11 protein-coding genes and 2 pseudogenes are annotated in these 14858 nt (G+C 67.6%); 8 read left to right on the top strand and 5 right to left on the bottom strand.

The window, feature by feature from the left end; all coding sequences use genetic code 11:
* The first annotated feature begins 110 nt into the window (after positions 1 to 110).
* The 3 genes from H9L13_RS07855 to H9L13_RS07845 are packed head-to-tail and all read left to right on the top strand — an operon-like array spanning position 111 to position 3117.
* Positions 111 to 1193, top strand: a complete 1083-nt coding sequence (locus H9L13_RS07855; protein WP_187537214.1) for a 1,9-bis(guanidino)-5-aza-nonane synthase — start codon at positions 111 to 113, stop codon at positions 1191 to 1193.
* Positions 1193 to 2602, top strand: a complete 1410-nt coding sequence (locus H9L13_RS07850; RefSeq protein ID WP_187537213.1) for an amidohydrolase family protein — start codon at positions 1193 to 1195, stop codon at positions 2600 to 2602. Before H9L13_RS07855 ends, H9L13_RS07850 begins: the two co-directional genes overlap by 1 nt.
* Before the next feature lie 59 nt (positions 2603 to 2661).
* Positions 2662 to 3117 carry an MAPEG family protein gene (locus H9L13_RS07845; protein ID WP_187537212.1) on the top strand — a complete coding sequence of 152 codons (456 nt, stop codon included), beginning with the start codon at positions 2662 to 2664 and terminating at the stop codon, positions 3115 to 3117.
* On the opposite strand, the gene H9L13_RS07840 is transcribed toward H9L13_RS07845, so the two are convergent.
* From H9L13_RS07840 to H9L13_RS07820, 5 genes and pseudogenes are all read right to left on the bottom strand, one after another.
* Positions 3114 to 4286 (bottom strand): class I SAM-dependent RNA methyltransferase, encoded by a 1173-nt coding sequence (locus tag H9L13_RS07840; RefSeq protein ID WP_235090773.1) that lies wholly within the window; start codon positions 4284 to 4286, stop codon positions 3114 to 3116. The two genes, H9L13_RS07845 and H9L13_RS07840, sit on opposite strands and share 4 nt — an antisense overlap.
* Positions 4283 to 5635 (bottom strand): NAD(P)H-hydrate dehydratase, encoded by a 1353-nt coding sequence (locus H9L13_RS07835; protein WP_187537211.1) that lies wholly within the window; start codon positions 5633 to 5635, stop codon positions 4283 to 4285. Before H9L13_RS07835 ends, H9L13_RS07840 begins: the two co-directional genes overlap by 4 nt.
* Before the next feature lie 9 nt (positions 5636 to 5644).
* Complete coding sequence (locus tag H9L13_RS07830; RefSeq protein ID WP_187537210.1) at positions 5645 to 6454, bottom strand: 4-(cytidine 5'-diphospho)-2-C-methyl-D-erythritol kinase; 810 nt, start codon at positions 6452 to 6454, stop codon at positions 5645 to 5647.
* Positions 6451 to 8085: a tetratricopeptide repeat protein gene (locus H9L13_RS07825; RefSeq protein WP_187537209.1), complete on the bottom strand. Its 1635-nt coding sequence runs from the start codon at positions 8083 to 8085 to the stop codon at positions 6451 to 6453. The genes H9L13_RS07830 and H9L13_RS07825 overlap by 4 nt, the downstream gene beginning before the upstream one ends.
* A 22-nt stretch (positions 8086 to 8107) precedes the next feature.
* Positions 8108 to 9756 (bottom strand): annotated as a pseudogene (locus H9L13_RS07820) (electron transfer flavoprotein-ubiquinone oxidoreductase).
* Between the two features lie 91 nt (positions 9757 to 9847).
* Between H9L13_RS07820 and H9L13_RS07815 the strand changes: the two are divergent.
* The 5 genes and pseudogenes from H9L13_RS07815 (at position 9848) to H9L13_RS07795 (ending at position 14841) form a co-directional block, all read left to right on the top strand.
* Positions 9848 to 10564: a uracil-DNA glycosylase family protein gene (locus H9L13_RS07815; protein WP_187537208.1), complete on the top strand. Its 717-nt coding sequence runs from the start codon at positions 9848 to 9850 to the stop codon at positions 10562 to 10564.
* Positions 10565 to 10593: 29 nt separating this feature from the next.
* On the top strand, positions 10594 to 11001 hold the full coding sequence (locus H9L13_RS07810) for a hypothetical protein (RefSeq protein ID WP_187537207.1): 408 nt from the start codon (positions 10594 to 10596) through the stop codon (positions 10999 to 11001).
* A 41-nt stretch (positions 11002 to 11042) separates the two neighbouring features.
* On the top strand, positions 11043 to 12314 hold the full coding sequence (locus H9L13_RS07805; protein WP_187537206.1) for a lytic transglycosylase domain-containing protein: 1272 nt from the start codon (positions 11043 to 11045) through the stop codon (positions 12312 to 12314).
* Positions 12315 to 12356: 42 nt separating this feature from the next.
* Positions 12357 to 13427, top strand: a complete 1071-nt coding sequence (locus tag H9L13_RS07800) for a PA0069 family radical SAM protein (RefSeq protein WP_187537205.1) — start codon at positions 12357 to 12359, stop codon at positions 13425 to 13427.
* Positions 13428 to 13462: 35 nt separating this feature from the next.
* Positions 13463 to 14841, top strand: a pseudogene (locus H9L13_RS07795) (M28 family peptidase).
* Positions 14842 to 14858 lie beyond the last annotated feature (17 nt).

Below are 14858 nucleotides of genomic sequence, written 5' to 3'. Positions count from 1 at the left end.
CCGCTTGCGGGAGGGGCCGGCGGAGGGCATGTGCCTCCCCGAAAATCGCCCGACAGGCCCTCCCCTAGCCCCTCCCGCCCAGCGGGAGGGGAACCTATGGAGCATGAAAGATGACGACCGACACCCTCAACAAGGTCCAGGACGCCGAGCGCATCAACGACACGCGCAAGGCCGAGCTGCTCGCGACACCGATCGAGCATATCGACATCACCACGTTCGACGCGCGCCCGATCATCGATTCGATGGGCAAGATGAGCTTCACCAGCCGCGACCTCGCGCGCGCCACTGGCATCTACAACCAGATGCTGGAGGACAAGGACTGCTCAATCATCCTGGTGATCGCGGGTTCGACCTCGGCCGGCGGCTGCATGGACCTCTATGCCGAGCTGGTGAAGTCCAACATGGTCGATGCGATCGTCGCCACGGGCGCCACGATCGTCGACATGGATTTCTTCGAAGCGCTTGGCCACAAGCACTACCAAGCCAATGAAATCCCTGACGATGATACGCTGCGCTCGCTCTACATCGACCGCATCTACGACACCTATATCGATGAGCAGCAGCTGCAGGATTGCGACTTCACCATCGGCAAGATCGCCGACAGCCTGGAGCCGCGCGCGTACAGCAGCCGCGCCTTCATCCGCGAAATGGGCAAGTGGCTCGCCGACGGCAACGCCAAGAAGCAGGGCAGCCTCGTCCAGCTTGCCTATGAGCATGACGTGCCGATCTTCTGCCCGGCGTTCGTCGACTCGTCGGCCGGCTTCGGCCTCGTCAAGCATCAGGTCGACGCGATGAAGCGCGGCGGTCATTATATGGTGCTCGACGCCATCGCCGATTTCCGCGAGCTAACCGACATCAAGATCAAGGCGGGCACCACGGGCCTGCTGATGATCGGCGGCGGCGTGCCCAAAAATTTTACGCAGGACACCGTCGTTTGCGCCGAAATCCTCGGCCATGACGATGTCGAGGTGCACAAATATGCGGTGCAGATCACCGTCGCCGACGTGCGCGATGGCGCCTGCTCCTCCTCGACGCTTCAGGAAGCGGCGAGCTGGGGCAAGGTGTCGACCGCGATGGAGCAGATGGTGTTCGCCGAAGCGACCAGTGTTCTGCCGCTGATGGTCAGCGACGCCTGGCACCGCGGCGCCTGGCGCAATCGCGAAAAGCGCCGCTTCGCCAAGCTGTTCGACTGATGCTGCGCGCGGCCCTTGCAGCGCTCGCGCTCGTGGCCGCGCCTGCCTCGGCCGAGGAGCTGCTGATCCGCCACGCCAAGGTCGTCGACATCGCCGGTGGGCGGATCATTCCCGATCAGGCCGTGGCGATCAGCGGGGACACCATAAGCGCGGTGGGGCCGGATCGCGCGGTCGCGCGCCGCTTCCGCGCCTCGAGGCAGATCGATGCACGCGGCAAGTTCGTCATGCCCGGCCTGTGGGACATGCACGTCCATTTCGGCGGCGGGCCCGGGCTCATCGCCGAGAATGCCGACTTGTTGCCGCTCTACGTGGCCTATGGCGTGACCGCGGTGCGCGACGCTGCCGCGGACATCAGTCCGTCGGTGCTGCAATGGCGCGGCGAGGTCGCGAGCGGCCAGCGCCTCGGCCCGCGCATCTTCACTTCGGGGCCCAAGCTTGAAGGCTACAAGCCACTGTGGAAGGGCACGATCGAAGTCGGCACCCCCGCAGAGGTCAATGCCGCGCTCGACCGCCTCCAGGCGATGCGCGTCGACTTCGTCAAGATCACCGACAACACGCTGAAACCCGACATTTTTCTCTACGCCGTGAAGGAAGCGAAGCGGCGCGGCCTGAAGACGTCGGCGCACACCCCGTTTGCGCTCACCATCGTCGAGGCCGCCGATGCCGGCCTCAGTTCGATCGAGCATATCGATTATCTGATCAAGGCGGGCTCGCCGCGCGAAGCGGCGATCGGCGCGGATTTTGTCGCCGGCAAGCTGACCTACGGCCAGGCTTCCGACGCCTTCGTCGAAAGCTTCGACCCGGCTTATGCGCGCCGCGTTTACCGCCAACTCGCCCGGCGCGGAATCGCCGTCACGCCGACGCTCAACATGGGCCGAATCCTCGCTTATCTCGACCGCGAAGATCACCGTGGCGACCCTGCCCTCGCCTATATCGACCCGGGCCTGCGCAAGACCTACGACTGGCGCGTCGAGCGCGCCGCCAAGGCCACCCCGGCCGAAGTCGCCGCGCGCCACAAGGAATATGAACTGAGCGCGCGCGTCCTACCGATGCTCGTCGCCGCAGGCATCCCGATCCTCGCCGGAACCGACGCAGGCTATCTCAACAGCTTCAACTATCCGGGCCAGGGAATCCACGACGAACTCCAGCGCTATGTCGAAGCCGGGCTTACACCGCAGCAGGCGCTGACAAGCGCGACCATCACCGGCCCCGCCTTCCTCGGCCATTCGGCCCGCTACGGCGCGGTAAAGCCCGGCAAGGCCGCCGATATCCTCATCCTCGACGCCAATCCGCTTCGGGATATCGCGGCTACGCGGCAGGTCCGCGGTGTCGTGCTCACGGGGAAATTCCTCGATCGCGCCGCGCTCGATGCCTTGCTTGCGGCCGCCAAGGCGAAAGCGGGCCGATAACCCTTCTGGACGCGAAACGATAAGTATCGCACTCTCGCCCGCAACAAGGGGGAGTTTCGATGGACTATAGCCCAATTCTTGCGCCGGTCGTGGCGCTGGTCGCGTGGACACTGGTGATCATGGTGTGGATGGCCGCCGCGCGCCGTCGCGCCTTTGCGCAAATGGGGATCAACTGGGGCACCATTCCGCGCGGATCGCGCGGCGCCAACCTCGACGGAAAGGCACCCGACCAGGCGCAATGGCCCTCGCACAATTACAACCACCTGATGGAACAGCCGACGATCTTCTACGCGATCGCGCTGACGCTCGCGCTGATGGACTTCGGCGGCGGCATCAACCTGTGGCTCGCCTGGGGCTATGTCGCGTTCCGTGTCGTCCACAGCATCGTGCAATGCACGGTCAACATCGTCGCGATCCGCTTCCTATTATTCGCCCTCGCTTCGCTCTGCCTGCTCGGGCTGGTCGTCCATGCGGCGGCGCGCATCCTCCACGATTGCGGGATCTTGAACTTCTAGCGCGCGAAGGCGGCGGCCAGTTCGACATGGGTCGACCAGCGGAACTGGCCGACGGGCACGACCCAGTGGAGGTTGTAGCCGCCGTCGGTCAGGACCTTTGCGTCGCGCGCGAAGGTCGCGGGATTGCAGCTGACATAAGCGATGCGCCGGGCGCTCGAGGCGGCAAGCGCGCGCACTTGCTCTTCCGCGCCCGCCCGGGGCGGATCGAGGATGACGGCGCCGAAGCGGCCGAGCTCGCCGGCATCGAGCGGGCGGCGATAGAGGTCGCGATGCTCGACCAGCACGTTCGGCGCCGACGCCTTGAGTGCCGCGGCGGCATCGCGCCCCGCCTCGGCGGCATAGGACGCGCGCACGGCGAGCGCGAACGTCCCTAGCCCCGCGAACAGGTCGGCAATCACGGTTTCGCCCGCGACGGCATCGCGCACCGCTGCAACCAGCGCCGCTTCGCCGTCCTCGGTCGCCTGCAGGAAGGCGCCGGTGGGAAAGGCCGTGCGCACGCCCGACAGGGTGATCGTCGCCGCTTCCGGCTGGTAGATCGCCTCGGGCCCAAGCCCCTGGTCGATGCTCAGCCGCGCCAGCCGATTATCAGCCGCGAAGGACGTCAGTGCTTCGATCGATGAAAGGCCGTCGGCCGAGACGCCCTTCATCATGACGTCGACGCCCTGGTCGATCAGAGCAAGCTGCAGCTCGGCGGTGCGCTTGGGCAGAAGGATGCGGCCAAGCAGCCGGCGCAGCGGGTCGACCAGCGCTAGCAATTCGGGCCGCAGGATGAAATTCTCGCGCATGTCGACGATGCGGTGCGACTTGGCGGCGTTGAAGCCGATCACCGCGCCCTGCCCGACCTTGAGCGCGCGCAGCGATGCGCGGCGCCGGCTGTTGGGCGGCGACAGATGCGGTGCGCGAATCTCGGTTTCCAGATCATGTTGCGCCAGCGCGCCCGCGATGCGTGACGTCAGATAGCCGCGATAGGCCTCGTCATCGACATGCTGCAGCTGGCATCCGCCGCACTCGGGGAAGTGCCGGCACGGGGGATCCTGGTGATGCGGACCTGGTGCAAGCGCGCCATCGTCGAGCAGCACGTCGCCCGGCACGCCGAACGCAACATGCTTGCCCGACGCCGTGACGCCATCGCCTCTCGCGGCGATTCGCACGACCGGATCGCCGCTCACGGCTGGTCGATCGCTTGGCCGATGGCGGCGACGAGATCGTCGGCGATCATGTGCGGCCCCGCGGCCTCGGCGGCGCGGCCGTGCAGCCACACTCCTGCACAAGCGGCCTCGAACGCGGGGAGGCCGCGTGCGCGTAGCGCGGCGATGATCCCGGCCAGGACATCGCCCGTCCCCGCGCTTGCCAGCCAAGCCGGCGCAGGCGGCGCGAAGCCGAGCCGCCCGTCGGGCGCCGCGACCAACGTGTCGGGACCCTTGAACACCACGACCGCCCCGCTCCGCCGCGCCGCTTCGAGTGCGCGCTCGGGCTTCGACCCCTCGACGTCGGGGAACAACCGGCGAAACTCGCCCTCATGCGGCGTCATCACCGCGTCCTGGCCTTGCAGCCGCGCCGGATCGCCGAGCAAGCCAATGCCGTCAGCGTCGATTACCTTGGGCGCCTTGGACGTCAGTGCGAGCGTCAACACTTGCGGCAGGTCGCCAAGCCCCGGCCCGACCAGCAGGCAGCCGATGCGCGGATCGTTCACTTCGGCGGTGTCGAGCTGCACGATCGCCGCGGGCAGCCCGGAGATCGGCAGCGACGTGCTCACCCGGACATAGCCCGCGCCCGCGCGCGCCGCGGCGGTTGCCGAAAGCGCGATCGCACCGGGCATCTTGCCCGCCAGCGCATGGACCAGCCCGCGCGAATATTTGTGACCCGCGGGATCGAGCGGCGGAAGCGATGGCCGCGCGATCTCATGCCAGTCGCTGGTCGCGTCCACGCCGATGTCGGCGACGACCAGGCGACGGCACAGCGCCATTGCGGGCATCAGACGGTGCGCCGGCTTCATCGCGCCCAAGGCGACCGTCATGTCGAATGCCGGAACCGCGCCCAGCGCCGCCCCGCTATCGCTTTCGATTCCGCTCGGCACGTCGCAGGCGATGGCCAAGCGCGCCGCATTACGAAGGCGGAAAAGTTGTTGTTGAACAGAGGTTTCCAGCCCGTGCTTCAAGCCAGTACCGAACAGGCAATCGATCAGCAGCGGGGCTGTACGCGGATTGTCGGACAGGCGCTCGACGTCGCCCGCCCATTGCGTCGCGGCGTGCTGCGCGGCCTCCGTCTTTGGATCGGCCAGCGCCGCGACGCGCACCGGCACGCCTTGCGCTGCAAGGTGACGCGCCGCGACATAGCCGTCCCCGCCATTATTGCCCGGCCCGCACAGGATCAGCGCCGGCATGTTCCCGGCGAAGCGGAACGCGGCTTCGGCAAGGGCCGCCCCTGCTCGCTCCATCAAAAGCTCGACCGACGTTCCGTCGTCGACCGCCCGCGCCTCGGCGGCACGCATCTGGTCGGCAGTGAGGATCGGGCGCATCGCGGCGCCTTAGCGCAGGCTGGTCGCCAGGTGCCACCATTCGCGCGGGACGGCCGTCGCGGACTGGTCACGCTGCGCGTCATTTTCGAACAAGGCGAAGCAGGTCGCGCCGCTGCCTGACATGCGCACGAAGCTGGCGCCGCGCTGCGCAGACAGCCAGGCAAGCACCGTGGTGACCAGCGGCGCCTGGCGGATGGCGGCTTGCTCAAGGTCGTTGCGCCCATGCCGCCAATCGGTCAGCGGCCCGCGATCTTCGCCGTCCCACCCGGCGAAGACCTCCGCCGTGGACAATGGGACGCGCGGATTGACCAGCAACACAGCAGCACCGGACAGGTCGGACAGGTCGACCGGGCTCAGCTGGTCACCCGCGCCTTCGCCCCGCGCCGGCAGGCTCAGCAAGCATGCTGGCACGTCGCTTCCCAGTTGCGGCGCAACGGCCTGCGCATGGCTAGGGTCGATCGTCCACATGGACGTGAGTAACCGCAGTGCCGCCGCCGCATCGGCCGATCCCCCGCCCAGCCCCGACGCGACCGGCAAGCGCTTGTCGAGCACGAGGGCCGCCCCCTGCTTGACGCCGGCGGCATCGCGCAGCGCCTCCGCCGCGCGAATGACGAGATTGCTTTCGCTCGGCCCCAATTCCCCAGCGAACGGCCCCTTCACTTCGAGCGACAGGGTGTCGGCCGCCTCGCCGCTCAACCGGTCGCCGTCGACGCAAAAGGCGAAGACGGTTTCGATATCGTGGCGCCCGTCGGGACGTTTTCCGCGGACATGGAGCGCAAGATTGAGCTTGGCGGGCGCGATTTCCCGATGCGGGATCAAGGCGCGGCGTTGGCGGGGGTGAGCCCGCCGTCGAGCTTGGCCTGGATGCGCTTGGCCATCGTCTCCTCGGCCGTCACCAGCGCCGCGCTCCACGCAAAGCGCGCCTCGAACTTGCGGCCCGATGTGTAGAGCGCATCGCCGAGATGCTCGTGGATCTCAGCCTGGTCCGGATCCTTTTCCGCGGCGCGCTGAAGCGTCGCGATCGCCTCGGCAAGCTTGCCGCGCTTGAACTGCGCCCAGCCCAGCGAATCGGTGATCGAGGCATCCTCCGGGGCAAGCGCGCTTGCCTTGCGAATCATCGCTTCGGCATTGTCGAGATCCTCGCCCCGCTCGAGCTGACCATAGCCGAGGAAATTGAGCAGCAACGGCTGTTCAGGCGCGATCGCCAGCCCCGCGTGGAGCGCCTGTCGCGCCTCGGGCCAGCGGTTGGCGTCTTCGAGCGCGCTCGCACGAAGCAGATGAAGCGTCCATTGTTCGTTCTTGAGCCCGAGGCGCGCCGCTATCGCGACCGCGCGCCCATAAGCGTCGGCCGCTTCATTGTGACGGTCCATCGCCTGGTAGACTTCGCCCAGCCGCGAATAATCGCTAACCCCGGCATCAGGCGCGCGCGCCGCGCTGGCGGCAAGCGCATAGGCTTCATCGAAGCGCTTTTCATCGGCGAAGGTGCGCGCCTGGACGTCGCGCGCGTGAGCGATCAGCGCGTCCTTGGGCGGGATTGAACGCAGCAGGCTCAACGCCTCCGCCGTGCGCTCGTCGCTATCAAGCAACAGCGCGAGGAGCAGCATTGTGCTGCTGTTTGTCGGGTCGGCATAGCGCGCAACCTGGACCAGGCCGATCGGCGGCGCGCCGCGCTGCATTCGTGCAAGGTCGGCGGCGAAGGCGGTCAGCGACTCACCCAGCGCCTTGGCCAAGGTATCGATCGCCTGTCCGCTTTGGCGGCCGGATTCGATGCGGCGGCGGGCGACCGGACCCTCGGCGCCCATGCCGTCGAGCATGATCAGCGCGCGCGCCTTGTCGCCCGCGGCAAGGAAGCCGTCGGCCAGTGCCAGCCGCAAGCGCGTTTCCCGCGCCCCGGCGGCGCCGATCGCGCGGCGTGCGAAAGGCTCGGCATCGGCCGTGCGGCGCGCCTTCAGGTTGATGAGCGCCGCCTGCTCCGGTTTCAGGGGTCCCAAGAGGCTGTTTTGGGGAATCTGCTCTACCGCCTGCAGCGCCAGGTCGGTCTGGCCGGCTTCGGCGAGGGCCCAGGCGTCGATCAGCGGAGTCAGGAAACTGAGGTCGCCCGTCTCGCCCTTGTAGGCAAGCCACGCCCGTGCCTGGTCGTACCGCTTGCGCTTGACCTCTTCGGCCACCAGCAGAAGCCGCGCCTCATTGGTCAGCCGCGCCCCCGGCACGCTGTGCGCCAACTTAAGCGCGACATCCATTTGTCCCGCGCCGAGCGCTTCGGTCAGCGCCTTGCGTGCCAGGTCGGCGTCGTCGGGACGCGACGCCGACAAATCGGCGAGCAGAGTTGCCGAGCGCGCATGATCGCCGGACAAGGCGGCCGCGCGCGCCTTCACGTAGGTCATCGGGCCGCTCGAATCGGTCGTCAGCCGCGCCTGTGCCGCCTGTGGGGCGCTTGCCGCGATGGCCATCAGGCTTAGCCCGCCCAGCCAACTACATGTTCGGATAATTCGGACCTCCGCCGCCTTCCGGTGTGACCCAATTGATGTTCTGCGTCGGGTCCTTGATGTCGCAGGTTTTGCAGTGGACGCAATTCTGGGCATTGATTTGCAGCCTTGGCGCTCCGGAGCCGTCTTCGACATATTCATAGACCCCTGCGGGACAATAGCGCTGCTCGGGCCCGTCGAAAACCGGAAGATTGATCGCGGTCGGTATGTCGGCGTCCTTGAGCGTCAGGTGAACCGGCTGGTCTTCCTCGTGATTGGTATTCGAAATGAACACGCTCGACAGGCGGTCGAAGGTCAGCACGCCGTCGGGCTTGGGATAGGCAATCGGCGCAGCGTGATCCTTGCGCCGGATGCGTGTGTGGTCGGCCTTGTGCTTGAGCGTCCAGGGGAAGCCGATCCGCCAATAGTTGAGCCACAGGTCGAGCCCCGAATAGAGCGTGCCTGCAAGGCCGCCCCAATGCGCGACCGCCGGCTGCGCATTGCGCACCATCTTCAGTTCCTTGACGATCCAACTGGAATGCAAGGATGTTTCATAGGCGTCCAGTGTGTCGCCCGAGCGGTCGGCGGCGACCGCTTCGAACGCGGCCTCGGCGGCCAGCATGCCCGACTTCATCGCCGTATGCGTGCCCTTGATCCGCGGCACGTTGAGGAAGCCCGCCGAGCATCCGATCAGCGCGCCGCCCGGGAACACAAGCTTGGGAATCGCCTGATAGCCGCCTTCGTTGATTGCCCGCGCGCCATAGGACACGCGCCGCCCGCCCTCGATCTCGGCACGTACTGCGGGATGGGTCTTCCACCGCTGCATTTCCTCGAACGGCGACAGATAGGGGTTGGTGTAATCGAGCGCGACGACGAAGCCGAGCGCGACCTGGTTGTTGTCCTGGTGGTAGAGGAACCCCCGCCCCACGCGTCGTCGAGCGGCCAGCCCTGCGTGTGGATCACTCGCCCGGGCTGATGCTTGTCGGCAGGAATGTCCCACAACTCCTTGACGCCAAGACCGAAAACCTGGGGTCCGCTCTTTTCGCGCAGGTTGAACAATTCGGTCAGGCGCTTGGTCAGATGGCCGCGCGCGCCTTCCGCGAAGAAGGTATAGCGGGCGTGCAGCTCGATCCCCGGCTGGTAATCGGCGCGATGGCTGCCGTCGCGCGCCACGCCCATGTCCCCGGTCGCCACCCCGCGCACCGCGCCATCCTCGGTGAACAGGATCTCGGACGCCGAAAAGCCGGGGAAGATTTCGACGCCCAGCTCCTCCGCCTGCCCTGCGAGCCAGCGGCAGACGTTGCCCAGGCTGACGCTATAGGTGCCGCGGTTGCGCATGAAGGGCGGCGTCAGCATGTCGGGCAGCCCGAACTTGCGCTTTTTCGTCAGGAACCAGTGCTGGTTGTCGGTCACCGGCATGGTCAGCGGCGACCCCCGGTCCTTCCAGTCGGGAAGAAGCTCGTCGAGCGCCTTGGGATCGATCACTGCGCCCGACAGGATGTGGGCGCCGATCTCGCTCCCCTTTTCGAGCACGCACACCGAAATCTCGCGCTCCGCCTTGGCAGCCAGCTGTTTCAAACGGATCGCGGCGCTCAAGCCCGCGGGGCCGCCGCCGACGACGACGACATCATAAGCCATGGACTCGCGCTCGGTCATTCGCACCTCTTGTCGCGCCGGGTGAACAATTCGACTCGGCAGCCCTGCCAATTCCTTGACCAAGCCGTCAATGGCGGGGAGTGTCGCAAACGTGGGCGGGAACCTCGAAACGATGGAATTTGGCGAAGCGCGCAGCGCGCTGGCGTGGTGGCTGGAGGCCGGCGTCGACACCGCCGTCCAGGATGCGCCGCGCAACTGGCTTGCCCCGGCAAAGCCCGCGCCAGCCGTAGCGCCATCGCCGGAGCCGGTTTCGAACCTTGCCGAGCCGACGTCTGAAACCCTGGCCGAACTTCAGCAATGGCTGTCGAGCAGCGTCCAGCTGCCCCTCGCCTCGGCCACCGCGCGGCGAATCCTTCCCCACGGCCCCGAACAGGCGCCGGTCATGCTGCTCAGCGATTCGCCCGCGCTCGAGGATTTCACCTCGGGCCAGCCGATCGGCGGCGTCGCCTGGGCGCTTGCCCTGCGCATGCTCGCGGCGATCGGGCTGAGCGGCGAGCAGGCCTATAGCGCGAGCCTGTCCTGCTTCCACTCGCCCGGCACGCGCATGACCGAGGCCGAGCGCAAGGCCTGCGCCGATATCGCCCGCCGCCACATTGCCCTCGTTAAGCCGCAGCGCCTGCTGCTGCTCGGCGACGGCCCCTGCGCCGCGATGCTCGACAAGCGGCTCGTCCAGGCGCGCGGCCATGTGCACAAGATCGAAGGCGTGCGAACGGTCGCCACCTTTCACCCCCGTCACCTCGTTAATCGGCCCTTAGACAAGGCGCTGGCATGGCGTGACCTGCTGCTTCTGATGGAGGACGAATCTTGAGGGCCGCACTCTTGGGATTGGGCGCCTTGATGTGCTCCGGCACCGCGCTTGCGCAATCGGCGGATCCGCTTTCGCCGCTGCCCAACCTCCCCTCGCCAATCCCGCCAACCGCTGCCCCGCCCGTCGCCGCGCCGGCACCGCAGCCGGTCACGCCCGCCGTCGTCGTGCCGCGCGACTGGCGCGGGGTGTTCGACGCGATCTATGCGGGCAATTGGGCGTCGGCCCGTGCCGGCATTGCCACGCTGCCCGCCAACATCCTGACGCCCGTCGCCTTGGCCGAGCTCTACACTGCGCGCGGCTCGCCGACGGTGGATGCAGGGTCGCTCCAGTCGCTGATGGCCCAGGCGCCAGACCTGCCCCAGGCCGCGCAACTCGCCGCAATGGCCGTGCGTCGCGGGGCAGTGACCACGCCCCGATCGTCCAGCCCAAGCGGCTGATCAATCTCGGCTCTGCACCCGTCCGCTACCGCACCCGGCCCGTGACAGGCGATCCCGCGGCGGATCAGCTGCGCACCGCGCTGGAGCCTTATGTGGACGCCAATGACGCCGCCGGCGCCGAAGCCCAGCTGCTCACCTACGTCCCGACGATGACGCTGGAAGGGCGCGCCGAGGCCGCCCAGCGTGTCGCCTGGATCTATTATGTGAATGGTGACGACGCCAATTCGCGCCGCGTCGCCGATACCTGGCGGCAGGGCGCGCAAGGTGACTGGGCATCGAACGCGGCGTGGATCTCCGGGCTCGCCTCGTGGCGGCTTGGCGATTGCGAAGCCGCGTCGCGCGCCTTCAACCAGGTCGCTGCGACATCGCAGCAGCGGGAACTCCGCACCGGCGCGCTCTATTGGGCCGCGCGCTCGGAACAGGCGTGCCGCCGCCCGCGCTCGGTCGCACCCCTGCTCAAGGCGGCCGCGACCAATGCCGAAAGCTTCTACGGCCTGCTGGCGCGCGAGACTTTGGGCATGGACACGCGCCTGCCCGCCGATCCGCACGTCCATCGCGATCCGCCGATCGACCATTTGCCCAATGTGCAGCGCGCCAAGGAGCTTGCTGCCATGGGCCACGCCGCGCTCGCCGAGGAATTCCTGCGCCACCAGGCCAAGATCGGCGCGCCGGGCGAACATCACGCGCTGATCCAGCTCGCCAAGCGCCTCGACCTCCCCGCCGCGCAGCTGTGGCTCGCCAATAACGGCCAATGGGGCGCGGTGGCCGATGCCGCCGACCGCTATCCCAATCCGCGCTGGAGCCCGCTCAACGGCTGGCGCGTCGATCCCGCATTGGCATTCGGCCATATCGTCCAGGAAAGCTCGTTCCGCCGCGCCGCCGTCAGCCCGGCCGACGCGGTCGGCTTGATGCAGGTCCGCCCCGGCACCGCGCAGGACATCGCCCGTGCCCGCGGCCTGCCCTATTCGCGCGGATCGCTGACCAACCCGATCTACAATCTCGAATATGGGCAGAGCTTCATCGAGATGATGCGGCGTCACTCGGCGACCGCCGGCCAGCTTCCGCGCGTCATCGCGTCGTACAACAGCGGCCCACTTCCGGTCGGCCGCTGGGCGGCGATCAACGACAAGGGCGATCCGCTTCTGTGGATCGAAAGCATCCCTTATTGGGAGACGCGCTATTACGTCCCCGCGGTGCTGCGAAACATGTGGGTGTACCAGGGTCTCAACCGCCAGCCGACGCCCACGCTCAAGGCGATGGCGGAACATCACTGGCCTGCATTCCCGACGGGGCAAACGCAACTTTCGCATTAGAACGTTTTTGATATGTTCCTGCCTGCGGCATAGGCTGCGGGCATGCCGATCGAGTCGAGCCAGGGCCGCGGGGCGACCCGCAACACCACGCCTACGCGCTTCAATCTCAAGGAGCGGGTGGCCGATGGCGAATGGCTCGACCAGGTCGAGGCGCTCGACGGCGTACCGCGCCGCCGCACCTCGGTCACGATCGAACATCCACGCGCGATCCTGACCCGCAACAGTTCGCCCGACATCGGGTTCGACCGTTCGGTCAACGCCTATCGCGGGTGCGAGCATGGCTGCATCTATTGCTTTGCGCGTCCGACCCACGCCTTTCACGATCTGTCGCCGGGAATCGATTTCGAAAGCCGGTTGTTCGCCAAGCCGACCGCGCCGCAACTGCTCCACGCCGCGCTGTCGCGACCGGGGTACGAATGCCGCCCGATCGCGATGGGCACCAACACCGATCCCTATCAGCCGATCGAGGAACGCTGGCGGATCACCCGCGCGCTGATCGAGCTGCTGCTCGAAACGCGCCATCCCTTCACCATCACCACCAAGTCCGACCGCGTGCTGCGCGACCTCGATTTGCTCAAGCCCGCCGCCGACCTTGGCCTGGCCTGCGTCGCCATGTCGGTCACTTCGCTCGACCCGAAGATCGCACGAACGCTCGAACCGCGCGCGCCGCAACCGCGCAAACGCCTCGCCGCAGTCAAGGCGCTCAACGCCGCGGGCGTGCCCTGCTACGTCGCCATCGCCCCCGTCGTGCCGCAGATCACCGATCACGAACTCGAACAGATCGTCGAGGCCGCCGCCGCCGCGGGCGCGCCGGGCGGCTTCTATCTACCCGTCCGCCTTCCGCTCGAAGTCGCGCCGCTGTTCCGCGACTGGCTCGACGAACATTTCCCCGACCGCGCTGGCAAAGTGATGGCGACCATCCGCTCGCTGCGTGGCGGCAAGGACAACGATCCCAATTTCTTCTCGCGCATGCGCGGGCAAGGGCCGTGGGCGGACCTGCTGCGCACGCGGTTCGAACTGGCGACCAAGAAGCACGGCCTGCGCCACGCCAAATTCCCGCTGCGCACCGACCTCTTCCGCCCACCCGAAGGCGCGCAGATGCGCCTTCTGTGATTGTCTTTGCCGGCAGCGCTCCCTAGGCGCTGCACATGACTCGCTCCGCCTTCGCGGCCCTGTTTATGGCTGCCGCCACCCCGCTGCTCGCCCAGACCCCCGTCGACCCCAAGGTCGCCGCCTTGCGCGATGCGGCGCTCGACGACGACACTGCCTGGGACATCGTCGAAGGCCTGACCACCGAAGTCGGCCCGCGCCTTGCCGGCACCGCCGCCGAGGCCCGCGCCCGCGACTGGTCGGTGCGCAAGCTCACCGCGCTCGGCTTCGCCAATGTCCGCGTCGACACCTTCCCGATGCCCGTCTGGTCGCGCGACATCGACAGCGAAAGCGCGGCCGTCGTCGCCCCCTTCCCACAGCCGCTTGCGGTCACGGCGCTGGGCAACAGCGCCGCCACCCCGCTCGGCGGAATCCAGGGCGAGGTCGTCGGTTTCGATACGATCGACGACCTCATCGCCGCGCCTGACGCCAGCGTGCGCGGCAAGATCGTCTTCGTCTCGCACGCCATGCCGCGCACCCAGGACGGGTCGAGCTACGGCGCCTTCGGCCGCCCGCGCCGCGAAGGCCCGTCGGTCGCCAGCCGCAAGGGCGCGCTGGCGATCGTCATCCGCTCGATCGGTACCGATTATCACCGCAATCCGCATACCGGCGTACAGACCTGGGCGGACGGCGCGACGCCGATCCCCGCCGCGGCGCTCTCACTTCCCGATGCCGAGCAGCTTCAGCGCATCCTCAAGCGTGGGCAGCCGGTCACCTTGCGTCTCAACCTGCAGAACCGGATGACGCAAGGCCAGTCGGGCAACGTCATCGCCGACGTCCCGGGTCGCGATCCCAACGCGCCTCCGGTGCTCGTCGCCTGCCACCTCGACAGCTGGGACCTCGGCACCGGCGCGGTTGACGACGGCGCCGGCTGCGCGATCGTCGCCGCGGCCGCCAAGCGCATCATGAACGCCGGGCGTCCGCTCCGCCCGATCCGTATCGTCTGGTTCGGCGCGGAGGAGGTCGGCCTGTTCGGCGGGCTCGATTATCGCGCCAAATACGGCAAGCAGCTGCATTATGCGTTGGCCGAAAGCGATTTCGGCGCGGGCCGCATCTACCGCGTCAACAGCAATCTTGGGCCGGCGCGCAAGGCCGAAGCGCAGGCGCTGCAAAGGGCCCTCGCCCCCTCGGGATCGTGCCCGGTGAGCTCGACAGCGCGGGCGGCTCCGACATCGGCCCGATGCTTGCGGACGGCCTCCCCGGCGTCGAACTGCAGCAGGATGGAACGCACTATTTCGACCTGCACCACACGCAGGACGACACGCTCGACAAGATCGACAAGAAGGATTTGCAGCAGAATGTCGCCGCATGGACCACGATGCTCGCCGTGCTAAGCGGAGGCATTGGGCCGGAGCCGAAAAGGCGTTCGCGGCGTTAAACCCAATCCATTCGAAA

The organism is Sphingomonas lutea (assembly GCF_014396785.1).
GTDB lineage: Bacteria > Pseudomonadota > Alphaproteobacteria > Sphingomonadales > Sphingomonadaceae > Sphingomicrobium > Sphingomicrobium luteum.
Note: the sequence above shows the minus strand (reverse complement) of the source record. Positions and strands in the feature narration are given on the sequence as shown.